The organism is Planktotalea sp., assembly GCF_018607965.1.
Classification (GTDB): Bacteria; Pseudomonadota; Alphaproteobacteria; order Rhodobacterales; family Rhodobacteraceae; genus Planktotalea.
Window position 1 is genome coordinate 1 of the sequence record NZ_JABBAM010000169.1, and the last position, 16,598, is coordinate 16,598.

The window sequence follows — 16,598 nt, forward strand, 5'->3', positions numbered from 1 at the left end:
GAGGCGATGATGCCTGTCGTGTTGGCAGCTTCGATCTCTGCGTAGACCGCATGCTTGACCTCTAGACGTTCTGGGACGGCTTCGACGATCAGGGAGCAGCCCGAAACCGCATCTGCGATTGATTTACAATGGGTTAGCGTGCCTTCTTCAGGCATTGCAACATCCGTCAAGCCCGGAAGCGCGCGGCGGGCATTTTCCAGAACCGCAGAGGTTTTGCGTTCTGCCTGTGGGTCAAGATCGAAGACCCGCACATCCCAGCCATTCAGCAAGAACCGCGCCGCCCAACCGCCGCCAATTACACCGCCACCGACTATTGCTGCTACCTTTTCCATGTCTTGATCCTATTTCTAAAGAACATCTTCTAATTTATTGATATCATAGCTATTCTTTGTCAGAATAGAATTCGCAATCGCGCGATCAGCCGCGCTGATTTGAGCGTTTCGCGCAAGGATCCAACCTGTCGATCCTTTGGGATTACCCACCACCGCAATGCTGTAATCTGGTGCAACATAAAGCACCCAGTAATCCCCGCGAGGCAAAGGCAAATACGGCGTGAACGTCACAGACAAACGCCCCGGCGCTTCAAGGCGCGCACTACCTTCGGCAACAGCAACACGGCCCTCTAGCGAACCTTTGCGACAGGTATTGGTCACGCGAATGTCACCGTCAGCGCGCAGCACATATTCAGCAGTGACACCTGTGCAATTGCGTTCAAACCAGTTTGGAAAGCGCGCGATCTCGTACCATTTGCCGAGGTACTTGTTCACATCAAGCGCCCCTTCTACGGTAATCGGGGTTGTGCGATCACGATACTGCGCGGCCTCTGCTTGCACTGCAAAACTTGTGAGCGCGACTAGAGAAAATGCTTTGAAAAGAGTACGCATGGTAACGTTCCTACGATTTAGGAGCTTGTTTGATCAGGCCTAATTTATCACGCACATCTTGCGGACCAATCACGCGCGCGCCCATGTTTTCAATGATCGTGACTGCGCGCGACACCAGCTGTTCATTGGTCGCAAGTTCACCTTTGCCAAGCCAGAGATTGTCCTCAAGGCCGACGCGCACATTGCCACCAGCTAGCACAGACGCAGCCACATAAGCCATCTGATTGCGACCAAGGCCAAAAGCGCTAAAGGTCCAATCATCTGGTACGTTGTTCACCATCGCCATGAGTGTATTTAGATCATCGGGCGCACCCCACGGCACGCCCATGCACAGCTGCACCAATGCGGGGCTCTTCAGAACGCCATCAGCGACCAGTTGTTTGGCGTACCAAAGATGGCCCGTATCGAACGCTTCGATCTCTGGCTTAACGCCCAATGCTGTCATCATCGTGCCCATCGCGGTTAACATGCCGGGGGTGTTGGTCATGACGTAGTCGGCTTCTGCGAAATTCATCGTGCCGCAATCAAGGGTACAGATTTCGGGAAGGCATTCGGCGATATGAGCAACGCGTTCGGTGGCACCGACCATGTCCGTGCCTTTGGCGGTCGGGAACGGCGCCTCTGAGCTGCCGAAAATTATATCGCCGCCCATGCCTGCGGTCAGGTTTAGCACAACGTCGACGTCTGCGTCGCGGATACGGTCCATGACTTCGCGATAATACGTTAGATCACGCGACGGCGCACCGGTTTCGGGGTCGCGTACGTGGCAATGGGCAACGGCGGCCCCTGCTTTGGCTGCTGCAATCGCACTGTCAGCGATCTGTTTGGGGGAACGCGGCACATGGGGGCTGCGATCTTGGGTGCTGCCTGAGCCTGTGACAGCACATGTGATGAAAACTTCGCGGTTCATAGTAAGGGGCATGGCTTAAGACTCTCTTAGCAGGTTTGGGGCAGATTGGCGTGAAACGGGTTTCTGCGAAAGCTCAAAAGCGACGGTTGGGGTCGTGTTGCACATAGTGCAGGGCGGACATGCGTTCAGCGGCCTTGTTTAACATAATCCACACGACGATATGCAAAGGACAAAAGAGAAAAGAGAGGACAAGGCTATGATGACCTTGATACAGACCCTAAAAACCCGCGCGGCAAAAGCAGCTGAGTATCGCAAAACGGTAAATGAACTGAACCGCCTTAGCCGCAATGACGCGCTGGATCTGGATATTTATTACGGAGATATCCCTGAAATCGCGCGTAAATCTGTGTACGGTCCCAAGACGGCTTAAAAGACGCCTTCAAGTTCGAGTAACGCGCGTTTGCGCCACAATCCCCCAGCATAGCCTGTCAGTGAGCCATCTGCTCCGATCACCCGATGACAGGGGATCACAATGGCGATCTGATTGGCACCGTTTGCCCGCGCAATCGCGCGCGTCGCTGTTGGGTTGCCTAAGGTTATAGACAGATCACCATAGCTGGTGGTTTTGCCGAAGGGCAATTCGAGCAAAGCACGCCAAACAGTTTTGGTGAAATCAGTGCCGTGTAACGTCATTGGAATGTTGAAATTTTCTAGCGTTCCATCGAAATAGGCCGACAACTGTTCTTGCAAGTCCCGCGTGATCCGAGTTTGGCCGGGGGCGATCGTGCCGATTAAGGCCCCTAGTTTTGCCATCTCTTTAGGCAATTCTTTACGATCCGCGAATTCCAGCAAATGCAGATGTGTGGCGTCACAAATTGCCACCAATGTTCCAACGTGTGTTTCAATCGGGTGCGCGAATAGCTTGGCCGCGCCTTTTTGTGGGCCCATCCAATCTGAAATCGCCATTGAAAAAGCCTGCGCACCTGAAAATGCGGGCTCGACCTTTGGCAAGGGGTCCGCGCCAAGATCAAAGCCTAGTTGCATTGGATCAATACACCATTGGGTGCGCGCGATGGGCTTCGTTCAGCGCATCGAGCACCTCTTGATCAAGTGTCACATCAACGGACGCCAGAGCATGTTTTAGCTGTGACCTGCGTGTCGCGCCAAAAATCGCAGAGGCCATAAAGGAGCGTGTGCGGCACCACGCCAGCGCCATATGAACAGGATCGAGGCCGAATTTACGCGCGATATCTAGGTATGTATCGACAGCTGGGAACACGCGGTCGCTGATACGGCCACCAAGGCTATCAGACAACGACCGGCGCGATCCCTCGGGAATTGCACCGTTTTGATATTTGCCCGTCAGCAACCCCGTTGCGAGGGGTGAAAACGCGAGTAAGCCAACGTCTTCGTTCACGCTAAGCTCTGCCAAATCCGTGTCATAGAGGCGGCACAGCAAGGAATATTCGTTCTGCATCGAGGCCACGCGCGGGCCATGACCGTCTTGTGACAAACGCAGCCATTGTGCGGTGCCCCACGCGCTTTCATTGCTCAGGCCAAAGGCGCGGATTTTGCCAGCGTCTACAGCATCTTGCAGCGCGCCAAGGCAGTCCTGCATATGCGCAAGCGTTTCTTCGCGGTTTTGGGTTGAAGGATCATAGGTCCAGTTTTTACGAAACATGTAAGAGCCACGATTGGGCCAATGGAATTGATAGAGGTCGATGTAGTCGGTTTGCAGCCGCTTGAGAGAGCCCTCAATCGCCTCCGGAATACTTTTCGCCGTGATATCCGCACCATCGCGCACGTAGCCGATACCGTTGCCAGAATGCTTGGTCGCGATGGTCATCTGGTCACGGCGCCCACTTTTGGCGATCCAAGTGCCAACCACGCGCTCGCTATCACCTTGGGTTTCAGCGCTAAGCGGATTGACCGGATACATTTCCGCTGTGTCGAGAAAATTCAAACCCGCATCCAGCGCCATATCAATCTGCTCATGGGATTCAACTTCGGGCGTTTGCGTGCCAAACGTCATAGTGCCGAGGCAAAGTTCAGGCACAGTGATGCCCGTGCGGCCAAGTGGGTTCATTTTCATCAAGGTGGCTCCAAAAAATCTATCAACAGCACGCACTATTTGCGGCGCACTTTGGGTATGCTTGAACGGGAAAATTTATATTGCGCTTCGGGATGGGGGGGATGGAAATCGTTGGTGCGCCAGAACGCAAACCCACCTTCGCGTATGAAAACGGGGATCGTCAAAATCAATCCAACCACAAATCCGCCTGCGTGCGCCCAGTACGCGACACCGCCAAGATCGGGGTCTGTCGCCACGCCATTGCCGACTTGCAACACGAACCAAAGCCCGAGCATAATCCATGCAGGCACAGGGAATATTTTGAAAAAGATGATCAAAATCAGCAGAATATCCACCTTGGCCTTTGGGAAAAGTAAGAGATATCCGCCCATTACTCCCGCAATTGCACCAGAGGCACCGATTGTAGGGATCAACGAAGAAGGCTCTACTATCCACTGTGCAAGCGAAGCGAAGACACCGCTAAGCAAGTAGAAACCGAGGAAGCCGAAATGGCCCATCTCGTCCTCCATATTGTCGCCGAAAATCCACAAGAACAGCATGTTGCCGCCGATGTGCATGATACCGCCATGCAAGAACTGCGAACTGACCAGCGTATATAGACGTTCACCGTCCGTGATGAAGGCTGGGATCATACCCCATTCGGTGAAAAACACATTTAGTGCGCGACTTTCACCAAGGCTAAGATTGAACGCACAAAAGATCACCACGTTGACGATGATCAGCGCGTAAGTGACATAGGGCGTGCGCCCCGACGGGTTATGGTCGCGAATTGGAAGCATTTGGGCAGGCTGGAGTTTGCCCGCCCAAACGTCAAGAGGTGCTTGTGCGTAACGCTTGATTTTCGTGCTTAAGTATCAGGTGCGCTTTGCACAAGTAATGCAGCATTTCCACCCGCCGCTGTCGTGTCTACGCATAGATGTTGTTCTTCTGTGACATATCCTGCGTCCGGTTGGCCTGTGAGAAGTGGTAAGATTGGACCTGATCGCGATGCAAGCGCAGCGTCATAAACCCGCGCCTCTGTGGGGTTGCCCCAAAATATGAAACCCGCAACACCCTGTTTTTGCATCAAACAAGTGGGTGCGATGTTGCCCGTTGCCTCAACTGCGCGTCCCCCGTTGACGCGCACAGCGTCTGCTTGGGCTTTGACGGCTTCTGCACCCGGCCCCATGCACACGAAAGGGTCGCGCGCATGGCGTGTGAGGCGGTTTAGTTCACCCGTTGGGCCTGGCAGCACATGGCTAATGGCTGGCATCGCTGGATCACATGCTTTGATTGCCTGCATCAGCGCATCTGCTGACATATCGATGTCGAACACGGTACTTGCCGTGCCAGTTGCTGATTTACGGAACCGCGTGAGGTACAAAGGACCACCCGCTTTCGGACCCGTGCCAGATAGCCCTGCCCCGCCAAAGGGTTGCGAGCCGACGATGGCACCGATCTGATTGCGGTTTATATAGAGGTTGCCCGCGTTAATCCGCTCTGACACGTATTGCACCCGATCATCAATCCGCGTTTGCAGACCAAATGTCAGACCATACCCCGTGTCGTTGATATCTTTGATGATCATGTCCAACTCAAACGACTTAAAGCGTGCGATGTGCAGGACGGGGCCAAAGACCTCGCGTTCAAGATCGCTGATACTGTCAACGGCTATCAAAGTGGGCGCAACGAAATGGCCCTCATCCGGCGTGGCGAGTTCATAAAGAACGCGGCCATTCGTGCGCGCATCCGCAACGTAGTCCGCGATCTGCGCTTGGGCCTGTGCGTCAATCAATGGACCAACATCTGTATGCAAGGACCACGGCGCATCCATTTTGAGTTCGCGCATCGCGCCGATCAACATGCTTTGGAATGTGTCTGCCACGTCTTCTTGCACATACAGACACCGCAGCGCCGAACAGCGTTGGCCTGCTGATTGAAACGCGCTTTCGACGATGGCCGTGACGGCCTGTTCGGGCAGTGCTGTGCTGTCCACGATCATCGCATTCAAACCACCTGTTTCCGCGATCAAAGGCGCGCCCGGGGCAAGGTGTTTCGCCATGGAAGAACAGATGATTTTCGCTGTCGCTGTCGATCCGGTGAACGCGACACCGCCGATGCGTGGATCACTTGTGAGGGCTGCGCCGACTTGGCCACCCCCGATGATCATTTGCAGGGCCGCCTTTGGCACACCTGCCTCATGCAGCAATTGAACGGCCAAATGGGCGATCAACGGCGTTTGTTCTGCAGGTTTTGCAAGGACCGCGTTGCCAGCCGCAAGTGCTGCGCTGACTTGGCCTGTGAAGATCGCAAGCGGGAAGTTCCACGGCGAGACGCATGTGAAGGTGCCAACAGGGGCTTCGTCATTTGTGCGTTCAGCGTAAAAGCGCAGAAAATCAACGGCTTCGCGCAATTCGCCCACGCAATCGAGCAAGGTTTTACCCGCTTCGCGCGCGAGCAAAGCGAAAAGTTCGCCGTAGCGTGCCTCATATAGATCGGCCGCTTTGTGCAGGACCTTTCTTCGCTCTGTCGAGGACGCATCCCAAGTGCGTGCAGCACTTAGCGCGGCTTCGATCTGCGCGGGGCTGGCGGGGTGCATAGTGCCCACAACGTCCCCCATATCAACGGGGTTAGTGATCGTGATCTTATCCCCTGCTTTTGCTTTCGCAGCGACAAGGGAGGTCGCGGTCCAAGTGTGCGTTTGGAACGGCGCGCGCGCGGCCTCGATACGGTCCAGATCAGGCGTATGCGTTAGGTCGAAACCAACAGAATTGACCCGTTCTGGCGCGAATAATTCAGGACCCGTCGCAACCCAGTTTTCAGCGGCACTGGCCGCGATGAAGGGATCAACAGCGATTTCTTCAGGCGACACATCTTCATCGACGATCTGGTTCACGAACGAGCTGTTCGCGCCGTTTTCCAGCAAGCGACGCACAAGGTAGGCCAGCAGATCACGGTGCGCCCCGACAGGCGCGTAGATGCGGCAGCGTGTTTTGTGATCGGCTAGGACAAGTGTGTGCATTGCCTCACCCATGCCGTGCAAGCGCTGGAATTCAAACGTAGTTTTGTCTGTGCCCATATGCAAGATCGCAGCAACCGTGTGGGCGTTATGCGTGGCGAATTGGGGGTAAATGCGATCTGTCATGCCCAGCAGTTTGCGCGCGCATGCGATGTAGGACACGTCCGTTGCAGCCTTAGAGGTGAAGACGGGAAAGCCCTCCAGCCCTTCGACTTGGGCGCGTTTCACTTCGGTATCCCAGTACGCGCCCTTGACCAAACGCACCATGATGCGGCGATCAAGACGGGTGGCAAGATCGTGGAGATAGTCCAGAACGAACGGCGCACGCGGGCCGTAGGCTTGCACGACAACACCGAAACCGTCCCACCCTGCGAGGGCTTTTTCGGACAAGACCGCCTCGATCACGTCCAGTGACAGCGTCAGGCGGTCCGCTTCTTCCGCGTCGATGTTCAGGCCCATGCCTGCGGATTTTGCCAGCAGCGCGAGGGAACGAAGACGCGGCACCAGCTCTTCCATTACGCGCTCTTTTTGGGCGACCTCGTAACGGGGGTGCAGTGCGGACAGTTTAACAGAAATACCCGGATTTTCGCGGATGTCGTCAGAATTACAAGCCTCTGCAATCGCTGAAATCGCACGGCTGTAGGAGAGGTGATAGCGCTTGGCGTCCGCGTCGGTTTTTGCCGCTTCGCCCAGCATGTCATAAGAATAGCTGAAGCCCTTGGCTTCCATCTTGGCCGCGCGCACCATCGCCTTGGTGATGTTTTCTCCCAAAACAAATTGGCGGCCCATTTCCTTCATTGCACGGCTGACAGCAGTGCGAATGACAGGTTCGCCCAAACGCTTGATCGCACCGCGCAAGTGACCCACGGGACCGGGTGCATCGTCTTGCAAAACGCGACCCGTCAACATCAAGGCCCATGTGGAGGCGTTAACCAAAGAAGACGACGAATGGCCCAAGTGCTGGCCCCAATCGGACGGCGCGATCTTATCTTCGATCAGCGCATCAATCGTGTCCGCATCCGGAACGCGCAACAGCGCTTCGGCCAGACACATCAGCGCGACGCCTTCGTCCGTGGATAGGCCGTATTCCGCAAGGAACACTTCCATCAAACCAGGATCATCCGAGCCGCGAATGCGTGTGATAAGACCTGCTGCGTCAGCGCTGATCGTTTCGCGATCCTGAATCGTAAGGTTTGCCATATCCATCAGCGCGCCCACGCGTTCAGATTGATCATCAAACGTATGTGCATCGATTTCAGAGTAACGAGGGATAAAAAGCGACATAGCTAAACCTTTTCGCAGAATTTTTACGCAGTTTACACAAATTTTACGGTTCTTATAAGTTGACTTTTTGCGATAAGCAGGCAAGTGTCCCGAAAAATAAAGAAATGTCGATGCAAATGAACCGTACTGATTTAGATAGTTTCGATCGCAAAATTTTGGCGGTTGTCGCGTCTGAAGGACGCATCAGCGTGACCGAACTGGCAACGCGCATAGGTTTGTCAAAATCCCCCACACAAACCCGCCTGAAACGCCTTGAAGAACAAGGGGTTATCAAAGGGTATCGCGCCATGTTGGACCCCATCCAATTGGGTCGCGAGCATGTCGCGTTTGTCGAAATCAAACTGTCGGACACACGCGAATCTGCACTGAACGCGTTCAACAAGGCCGTGCGCGCGATTCCCGAGATTGAACAAGCCCATCTGATCGCAGGAAGTTTTGACTATCTGCTGAAAGTCCGCGCAAGCGATATGAGCGACTATCGCAAGGTGCTTGCCGAAAAGCTATCGACCCTGCCCCACATCGCGAGCACGTCAACATATGTCGCGATGCAGGCGGTCAAAGAAGAAGGCAGCGGCACGTATTAGGGCGCTCACTTTGACGCGAGTGCGGGGTGCGCCGCCTTGACAGATATTCGTTTCGCGCCAAACTCAACTCCATGAACAAACTCATTCTTGGATTGCTTTTCTCTGGCGTGGCGAGTGTAGCGTTAGCAGAATGCCCTGCCCCACCTGATCATTCAGAGCAGTTGGAGACGTTGATCGAGGCTGTAAAGCTTGCGCCAGATGCCAACGCTGCGCAATTAATCACCAATGATATGTGGGCGCTTTGGGCAGATGCGCCCGATGATACGGCCCAACAAATGTTGGACAACGGATTGTTGCGTCGGGCCAGTCACGATCTGGACGGTGCGAAAACAGCGTTTGAACAGTTGATCGAATACTGCCCAAGTTATGCAGAAGGGTATAACCAGCGCGCGTTCATTCTGTTCATTCAGAAAGAGTATGAACCCGCGTTGGTCGATCTAAACCGCGCGATTGAGCTTTCCGCCAATCACATCGCCGCGATTGCAGGCAAGGCATTGACCTACATCGGGCTAGAGCGCGACGTTGAAGCGCAGGCCTTGTTACGTGAAGCCGTGAAGATGAATCCTTGGCTTAAAGAGCGTCAATTCTTGAAGGATGACGCGCCAGAACCGGAAACCGATCTATAAGTGGGCAATCTGGGCTTTACACCTGATTTAATCCCCCTATTTTGCCCGAACTCGGCAAAGTGCCGAGAGTGCCTGTGCGGGCGTGGTGGAATGGTAGACACACCAGACTTAAAATCTGTTGGGCGAAAGCCCGTGGGGGTTCGAGTCCCCCCGCCCGCACCAAACTAACTCTTGATTAAACAAACGAATCAAGGGGTTAGCAAATGCTAGTTTTAAGCGAAGTTTTCGATGAGTTTCTGGACCTAAAAGAGATCAATCCAAAGCCCTCAGAGCAGTCTGTATGGCGACTCATAGAGGTAGCTGGTGATTTACCTGTAGACCAGTACACCAGAATCCATGGCAGCAATACTTCCGTGAAATGGTTGAACCGTTTGATAAAGGTATGACCTTGCGCGGCGCGAATGCGTACAAGGATGTTGCTCGCAAGGGCATGCCGAGGGACAATCATTAATTTAGTATAGCTTGGCTTTCAACTGCATTTAGACGTTGGTGCCGAGAAACACATTTCTTGAGCGAAAGAACTTTATTCTCCCAATGGTTGAATAAATGCAATCTATAGTTATATGGAGTGTTGGCATTTGAAATAGAATATTGCGATGACTGATTGGAACACACGTTTTCTTGAAATGGCTGAGCTAGTAGGAAGCTGGTCAAAAGACCTAAGTACAAAAGTTGGCTGCGTTTTAGTGAACTCAGAAAACAACGTTCTCGGGGTTGGCTACAATGGTTTTCCTAGGGGAGTAGCGGATACCACCGAACGGTTGGAAGATCGAGCAACGAAGTACCTTATGGTTCAGCATGCTGAAACAAATGCGATTCAGAATGCTCAAGGAGACTTACGCGGTGCAATCGCATACATAACCCATAAACCTTGCTCCAACTGCTGCGGAGGATTAATCCAAGCAGGAATCTCAAAAATTGTTTCAATGCCAATCCCCAAAGGTTTGGCAGAACGCTTGAAAGAATTATATGTTGCATCTGAAGCAATGATGAAAGAAGCAGGAATTGAATTTGTTGAAATTTAATTTTTGCCCAGGTTCACTCGATGTAGTTTTAAGAGTAAAAGAGCCGCCCGTTACAGACGGCTCTTATTGTTTCTATTCCGCCGCGACAGCGTAGTCTTCCATAGGGGGACATGTGCAGGTCAGGTTACGATCGCCCCAGACATTATCGACGCGGTTCACAGGTGGCCAATATTTGTCCACACGGAACGCACCTGGAGGGAAGCAACCTGTTTCGCGTGAATAGGGACGATCCCAATCTTTCACCAAGTCTTCCATCGTGTGGGGCGCGTTTTTCAGCGGGTTATTGTCCGCATCAATCTCACCTGCTTCGATCTCGGCGATCTCTGCTCGAATGGCGAGCATGGCATCGCAGAAGCGATCTAGCTCGGCCTTGGTTTCGGACTCGGTTGGTTCGATCATCAATGTACCCACCACTGGCCAGCTCATCGTTGGGGCGTGAAAACCACAATCAATCAAGCGCTTAGCGATATCATCCACCGTCACATGCGCGCTATCTGCATAGGGGCGTGTGTCGATGATACATTCATGGGCGACGCGACCTGTGGGGCCTTTGTAGAGCACGTCAAACGCGCCCTCGAGGCGTTTGGCGATGTAGTTGGCGTTCAGAATGGCAACGCGTGTGGCTTGGGTCAGACCCTCGCCGCCCATCATCAAGCAGTAGGCCCATGAGATCGGCAACAGTGACGGAGAACCGAAAGGTGCCGCAGAGACAGCGCCCTCGCCCCCGTTAGGATCACCGGGAAGATGCGCGATCAGATGTTCCTTAACACCAATCGGCCCCATGCCGGGACCACCGCCACCGTGAGGGATACAGAAGGTCTTGTGCAGGTTAAGATGGCTGACGTCGCCGCCCAGGTCACCAGGGCGCGACAAGCCGACCATGGCGTTCATGTTGGCACCGTCGATGTAGACTTGCCCGCCGTTGTCGTGCGTAATCTTGCACACGTCGATCACAGTTTCCTCGAACACGCCATGCGTGGATGGATATGTGATCATGCAGGCCGCAAGGTTGTCTTTATGCTCTGCTACTTTGGCACGGAAATCATCCAGATCAATATCGCCGCGCGCGTCGCATTTCACGGGAACCACTTTCCAACCAACCATCTGCGCGGAGGCTGGGTTGGTGCCATGCGCGTTCATCGGAATGATGCAGATGTTGCGGTGCCCTTGATCTTGCGAGCGGTGATAACTTGCGATGCTGAGAAGACCCGCATATTCGCCTTGCGCGCCAGAGTTTGGCTGCATCGAAATGGCGTCGTAACCTGTTACATCGCAAAGTTTCGACGACAGATCGTCGATCATCTCGTAATAGCCCGCCGCTTGATCCTTGGGGATATAGGGGTGGAGCAGGGAAAATTCATCCCACGACACTGGCATCATTTCAGCGGCTGAGTTCAGCTTCATCGTGCAAGACCCAAGCGGGATCATCGCGCGATCCAGCGCCAGATCACGATCCGCAAGGCGGCGCATGTAGCGCATCATCTCGGTTTCCGCGCGGTTCATGTGAAATACAGGGTGCGTGAGAAAATCAGAGGTGCGGATCAGCTTTTCGGGCATGTGGTAGTGCGGTGTGTAGTCTTTGTCGGCTTGCGAAATACCAAAGGCGCGCCACACGGCTTCGATGGTTTCAGAGCGGGTGCGCTCGTCTAGTGTAATGCCGACTTTGGTGGTGCCGACTGCGCGTAGATTGATACCCTCATCGACGGCAGATTTCATGACGGCCGATTGAAGCGGACCCACGTCAACGGTGATTGTATCAAAGAAAGCCGCAGGTTCAGAAATGAAGCCGTTTTGGCGCAGAACTTCCGCCATACGCGCGGTCTTGCGATGGATACGTTGTGCAATGGCTTTCAAACCCTCTGGACCATGAAACACTGCATAAAACCCTGCCATAACAGCAAGCAAGGCTTGCGCCGTGCAGACATTCGACGTCGCTTTTTCACGGCGGATATGTTGTTCGCGGGTTTGCAGCGACAAACGGTATGCACGGTTGCCATGGCTGTCGATCGACACACCCACGATGCGACCGGGCATGTTGCGCGCATAGCTTTGTTTGGTCGCCATGTAGGCGGCGTGCGGGCCACCATAACCAACGGGAACGCCGAAGCGCTGGGTCGATCCGACAGCAATGTCAGCCCCCATCGCGCCCGGCTCTTTCAGCAAGGTCAACGATAGTGGATCAGCAACGATGATGCCGATTGCTTTGACTTCGTGCAGCTTGGCAATATCATCGGTGAAATCACGCAAGTGACCGTGGGTGCCGGGGTATTGGAAAATCGCGCCAAAGACGGTGCTGGCGTCCATGTCGTCAGGCTTGCCAACAGTGATTTCGATCCCGAGAGGTGCCGCGCGGGTTTTCATCACGGCGATGTTTTGTGGATGACAGCCTTCGTCGATGAAGAAGCCCTTCACTTTGGGTTTAGAGACACGTTGCGCCATGGTCATGGCTTCGGCGCAGGAGGTGGCCTCGTCCAAGAGCGAGGCGTTGGAAATTTCTAGGCCCGTTAGGTCGCTGACCATGGTCTGAAAGTTCAAGAGCGCCTCAAGACGACCTTGGGAAATTTCCGGCTGATAGGGTGTGTAGGCCGTGTACCATGCGGGGTTTTCAAAGATATTGCGCTGGATCGCGGGCGGTGTGACGGTACCGTGGTAGCCCTGCCCGATCAGCGACGTCAGCACTTTATTTTTTTGCGCAGTGACCTTCATGTGGTGCAGCAATTCGCGCTCTGACTTGGCTTTGCCGAAGTCCAAGGGGACAGCCTGACGGATCGCTTTGGGAAGCGTGTCGTCGATCAAGGCTGCAAGATCTTTCGCCCCCACCACATCCAGCATTTCGGCCATCTCGATTGGGGATGGTCCGATATGACGGCGGTTGGCAAAATCATATGGGAGATAGTCGGTGGGAGTGAAGGTCATTGTGGTGATCCTTTAAGCGATGAACTTTTTGTAGCCAGCTTCGTCCATGTAATCGTCCATTTGGGACGGATCGGACGGTTCAATCTTGATGAACCAACCCGCACCTATGGCGTCCTCATTGGCGAGCGCTGGGTTACCAGTCAGGGCTTCGTTCACTTCGATGATTTCGCCATCAATCGGTGCAAGGATATCGGAAGCGGCCTTGACGGATTCGATGACAGCAATCTCTTCGTCTTTGGTGACAGTCGTGCCAACCTCGGGCAGTTCAACGAAAACGATATCGCCCAATTGCTCGGTTGCGTGCTCTGTGATGCCGATGACGACGCCGTCATCTTCTACGCGTAGCCATTCGTGCTCTTCAGTATATTTCATGGGTCTTCTCCGTTATTTATCGTTTAAAGTTTGCCGGTGTGAATGGCAGTTCTGTGACTGTAAGGGGCAAGCGCTTGCCGCGCAATTCACCATATACTGTGGTGCCGAGTGTGGTGTGTTCTGCTGCGATCATGCCCATTGCGACGGGGCCGCCCACGGTGGGGCCAAAGCCACCTGATGTGATTGCACCGATTGGATCGCCGCCCTCAAGCGTTGCAAATAGCGCGACGCCTTCGCGCATGGGTGCGCGCCCTTCTGGTAGCAAACCAACGCGTTTGCGCGCCACGCCTTGCGCCATTTGGGCAAAGATAATGTCTGCGCCCGGATAACCACCCGCCCGTGCACCATCTGTGCGACGTACTTTCTGGATTGCCCACGTCAGCGCGCCCTCAGCAGGGCTAGTTGTCGTATCGATGTCGTGGCCATAGAGGCAAAGACCACCCTCTAAGCGCAGCGAGTCGCGCGCGCCAAGACCGATTGCTTCGACGTCGTCGTGATCCAGCAGCGCAAGCGCGAGTGCTTCTGCATTCTCATTAGCCACGGAAATTTCGTAACCGTCTTCGCCGGTATATCCAGAACGCGACACCCAGCATTCAAAGCCCAGAAGGGTCAACGTGGTAACGTCCATAAAGCGCATTGTGGCCGCTTTTGGATCAAGAGCGCTCAGCACAGCCTCGGACGCGGGTCCTTGCAACGCCAAAAGTGCGCGGTCCGTGATGGGGTTGACTGTGACCTCAGGCTCAAGATGGGCCTTCATGTGGGCGATGTCGGCGTCTTTGCAGGCTGCGTTCACAACCACAAATATATGATCACCGCGATTGGCCAGCATCAGATCATCCATGATCCCACCTTTATCATTGGTGAACATGCCATAGCGTTGGCGATCAACGCCAAGACCTTCGATATCAACGGGGATCAGACGTTCCAAAGCCACAGCGGCACCGTCGCCAGTCACCTTGACCTGCCCCATGTGCGAGACATCAAACAGACCCGCCTTTTCGCGCGTGTGCACATGCTCTTTCATCACACCGAGCGGGTATTGAACGGGCATGGAATAGCCTGCAAAGGGCACCATTTTGGCCCCCAAGCGCACGTGTAAATCATGCAACGGGGTCTCTAAAAGTTCAGACATAGTCAGGCCCTTCAAACTCAGGCCGGCTGCAATCTAGACGAAAACAAACGGCACCACATTTTGCACACGGGATCTGCCCGCATACGTGATGCCCCCTCTGTCATGGTGCCTGAGATCGCTATCCCTTCGGCGGACGCATATGCGCCTCTCTCCAGAGTCTGTTGTACAGCAAAGGTCCTGTGGCCTGAGAGTTTCCGGGGCGGTTGCTCCTTCGGCACCAGTTAAACTGGTTCTCCCGATGCTGTAGGGCGAGTAAGGCGAGATATGCGCGTAAAAGTCAAGAATGTATCCGATGGGGTACTGAAAAATTATTGCAGTACGGGTGACATTGCCCCCCGCTATGGTAGATGCGATCATAAGCGCAAAGAATAATTTATCGATCAGGGGACCCACAATGTCTGATACTCAAATGACTTTTCGGCAGTTTTTGTTGAAAGATTATCGCACTGGGGGTCTCGATAAAGATTTGGTATTCTTGCTTGAAGATATCGCAACCGCGTGTCGGATCATTTCCAACCATGTGCGCGACGGTGCGTTCAAAGAGACCTTGGGCGTTGCGGGCAGCACAAACATTCAAGGTGAAGATCAAAAGCAGTTGGACGTGATCGCCAACGATGAATTCGTTGAACATTGCTCTAATTGCAGCCGTGTCGCGGCCCTTGTGTCTGAAGAAGTGGACGAGGTGGATTGGCTGAAAGACAAGCCCGTTGCGGGTGATTACATCGTTTATTTTGATCCGTTAGATGGGTCTTCGAATTTGGGTGTGAACCTGTCAGTCGGCTCTATTTTTTCCATCGTTCAAATCAAAGAGGCGATTGATGCCACGGATGATTCATCTGTTCTGATCGCAGGGTCCGAGCAAATCTGTGCAGGTTATTCGATCTATGGCCCCTCTACCGCGCTTGTCATCACGACCGGGCACGGCGTGAATGGGTTCACACACCAGCAAGGCACGGGCGAATTCCGCTTGACGTACCGCGATATGACAATCCCCGCGACAACCAAAGAGTTTGCAATCAACGCGTCGCGCTATCGCCTTTGGGACGCGCCCATTCGCGCTTATTTCGATGAATGCATTGCAGGCGTCGAGGGATCGCGGGGCGAGAATTCAAACATGCGTTGGACTGCGTCTATGGTTGCCGACATCCATCGCATCTTGGTGCGCGGCGGCGTGTTTTTGTATCCAGAGGACGAAGGAAATCGCGCGACGGGTGGCAAATTGCGCCTGATGTATGAGGCCAATCCGATGGGTATGTTGGTAGAACAAGCGGGTGGCGCAGCCTCAACTGGCACGCAACGGATCATGGACATCCAGCCCACATCGCACCACCAGCGCGTGCCTGTGATCATGGGATCAAAAGATGAAGTCGCGCGCATTGATGCGTTTCATAATGCCTAGGTATTATTTCTTATACTGAGAAAAGCTTTTCTTATTGCGCCCTGCAATATGTTCCCCTGCTTTGACAGGTGAGTGCAGGCTGTCGGCCTGTGACACGCCCAGATCGACAGGATCGACGATTGTTTCGGTGTGGGGGTCAAAGAACACAGGGATCGAATAGCGCGCGTTCGGGGTGCGATTGACCACACGGTGCAAGGTCGAGGCAAAGCGATCATTGCTCCACCGCGCCAGCAGATCGCCGATGTTACAGACCAATGTCCCTGCGATGGGCGGCGCTTCGATCCACTCGCCTGACTTGCTTTTCACCTGAAGGCCGCCGCTGTTGTCTTGCAGCAAGAACGTGAGCACCCCGAAATCCGTGCGCGCGGCGACGCCAAAGCGTTCCTCGGCCTCGTCGGCTGCTGTCGAGGGCGGATAATAGACAAGCTGGCCGCGT

Annotated in this window: 16 protein-coding genes, 1 tRNA gene and 1 riboswitch; of the genes, 6 read left to right on the forward strand and 11 right to left on the reverse strand. The window is 54.1% G+C overall.

All coding sequences use genetic code 11. The features are described 5' to 3' along the window. From QZ279_RS14700 to QZ279_RS14710, 3 genes are all read right to left on the reverse strand, one after another. A partial coding sequence (locus QZ279_RS14700) for a 3-hydroxyacyl-CoA dehydrogenase NAD-binding domain-containing protein (RefSeq protein ID WP_293452221.1) occupies window positions 1–332 on the reverse strand: 332 nt, incomplete at its 3' end. 15 nt (window positions 333–347) lie between these two features. Further along, window positions 348–884, reverse strand: a complete 537-nt coding sequence (locus QZ279_RS14705) for a lipocalin family protein (protein ID WP_293452223.1) — start codon at window positions 882–884, stop codon at window positions 348–350. 10 nt (window positions 885–894) lie between these two features. Continuing rightward, window positions 895–1,806: a 3-keto-5-aminohexanoate cleavage protein gene (locus tag QZ279_RS14710; RefSeq protein WP_293452226.1), complete on the reverse strand. Its 912-nt coding sequence runs from the start codon at window positions 1,804–1,806 to the stop codon at window positions 895–897. Window positions 1,807–1,990: 184 nt separating this feature from the next. Here QZ279_RS14710 and QZ279_RS14715 point away from each other — a divergent pair, with 184 nt between their 5' ends. Further along, the gene (locus tag QZ279_RS14715) at window positions 1,991–2,164 is read left to right on the forward strand and encodes a hypothetical protein (RefSeq protein ID WP_293452229.1); all 174 of its coding nucleotides are present in this window, start codon (window positions 1,991–1,993) and stop codon (window positions 2,162–2,164) included. Here the strand turns inward: QZ279_RS14715 and QZ279_RS14720 are convergent. The 4 genes from QZ279_RS14720 to putA all read right to left on the reverse strand — a co-directional run bounded on the left by QZ279_RS14720 (window position 2,161) and on the right by putA (window position 8,108). Next, a complete protein-coding gene (locus QZ279_RS14720; RefSeq protein ID WP_293452232.1) occupies window positions 2,161–2,778 on the reverse strand; it encodes a methylated-DNA--[protein]-cysteine S-methyltransferase in 618 nt (205 codons plus the stop codon). The genes QZ279_RS14715 and QZ279_RS14720 overlap by 4 nt on opposite strands. Before the next feature lie 4 nt (window positions 2,779–2,782). Continuing rightward, entirely contained in the window at window positions 2,783–3,826 is a 1,044-nt protein-coding gene (locus QZ279_RS14725; RefSeq protein WP_293452235.1) for an aldo/keto reductase, read from the reverse strand. Between the two features lie 35 nt (window positions 3,827–3,861). Then, on the reverse strand, window positions 3,862–4,605 hold the full coding sequence (locus tag QZ279_RS14730; RefSeq protein ID WP_293452238.1) for a rhomboid family intramembrane serine protease: 744 nt from the start codon (window positions 4,603–4,605) through the stop codon (window positions 3,862–3,864). Between the two features lie 68 nt (window positions 4,606–4,673). Next, entirely contained in the window at window positions 4,674–8,108 is a 3,435-nt protein-coding gene (putA, locus tag QZ279_RS14735; protein ID WP_293452241.1) for a bifunctional proline dehydrogenase/L-glutamate gamma-semialdehyde dehydrogenase PutA, read from the reverse strand. Between the two features lie 110 nt (window positions 8,109–8,218). Here putA and QZ279_RS14740 point away from each other — a divergent pair, with 110 nt between their 5' ends. From QZ279_RS14740 to QZ279_RS14755, 4 genes are all read left to right on the forward strand, one after another. After that, entirely contained in the window at window positions 8,219–8,692 is a 474-nt protein-coding gene (locus QZ279_RS14740) for an Lrp/AsnC ligand binding domain-containing protein (RefSeq protein WP_293452326.1), read from the forward strand. Between the two features lie 71 nt (window positions 8,693–8,763). Next, window positions 8,764–9,318: a hypothetical protein gene (locus QZ279_RS14745; RefSeq protein ID WP_293452244.1), complete on the forward strand. Its 555-nt coding sequence runs from the start codon at window positions 8,764–8,766 to the stop codon at window positions 9,316–9,318. Window positions 9,319–9,394: 76 nt separating this feature from the next. Beyond that, window positions 9,395–9,480, forward strand: a tRNA-Leu gene (locus tag QZ279_RS14750). A gap of 434 nt (window positions 9,481–9,914) precedes the next feature. Further along, complete coding sequence (locus QZ279_RS14755) at window positions 9,915–10,343, forward strand: deaminase (protein ID WP_293452247.1); 429 nt, start codon at window positions 9,915–9,917, stop codon at window positions 10,341–10,343. Between the two features lie 72 nt (window positions 10,344–10,415). On the opposite strand, the gene gcvP is transcribed toward QZ279_RS14755, so the two are convergent. Genes gcvP through gcvT form a run of 3 tightly spaced genes read right to left on the reverse strand, consistent with a single transcriptional unit; the run spans window position 10,416 to window position 14,763 of the window. Next, window positions 10,416–13,259 (reverse strand): aminomethyl-transferring glycine dehydrogenase, encoded by a 2,844-nt coding sequence (gene gcvP, locus QZ279_RS14760; RefSeq protein WP_293452250.1) that lies wholly within the window; start codon window positions 13,257–13,259, stop codon window positions 10,416–10,418. A 12-nt stretch (window positions 13,260–13,271) separates the two neighbouring features. Continuing rightward, on the reverse strand, window positions 13,272–13,631 hold the full coding sequence (gcvH, locus tag QZ279_RS14765; RefSeq protein ID WP_293452253.1) for a glycine cleavage system protein GcvH: 360 nt from the start codon (window positions 13,629–13,631) through the stop codon (window positions 13,272–13,274). A 16-nt stretch (window positions 13,632–13,647) separates the two neighbouring features. Then, window positions 13,648–14,763 carry a glycine cleavage system aminomethyltransferase GcvT gene (gcvT, locus tag QZ279_RS14770; protein ID WP_293452257.1) on the reverse strand — a complete coding sequence of 372 codons (1,116 nt, stop codon included), beginning with the start codon at window positions 14,761–14,763 and terminating at the stop codon, window positions 13,648–13,650. A 162-nt stretch (window positions 14,764–14,925) separates the two neighbouring features. Beyond that, window positions 14,926–15,011: riboswitch (glycine riboswitch) on the reverse strand. Between the two features lie 146 nt (window positions 15,012–15,157). Here gcvT and QZ279_RS14775 point away from each other — a divergent pair. Beyond that, window positions 15,158–16,162 carry a class 1 fructose-bisphosphatase gene (locus QZ279_RS14775; RefSeq protein ID WP_293452260.1) on the forward strand — a complete coding sequence of 335 codons (1,005 nt, stop codon included), beginning with the start codon at window positions 15,158–15,160 and terminating at the stop codon, window positions 16,160–16,162. Window positions 16,163–16,165: 3 nt separating this feature from the next. Here QZ279_RS14775 and QZ279_RS14780 read toward each other — a convergent pair. Continuing rightward, window positions 16,166–16,598 (reverse strand): 2OG-Fe(II) oxygenase family protein (locus tag QZ279_RS14780; RefSeq protein WP_293452263.1); only part of this gene is annotated, 433 nt, incomplete at its 5' end.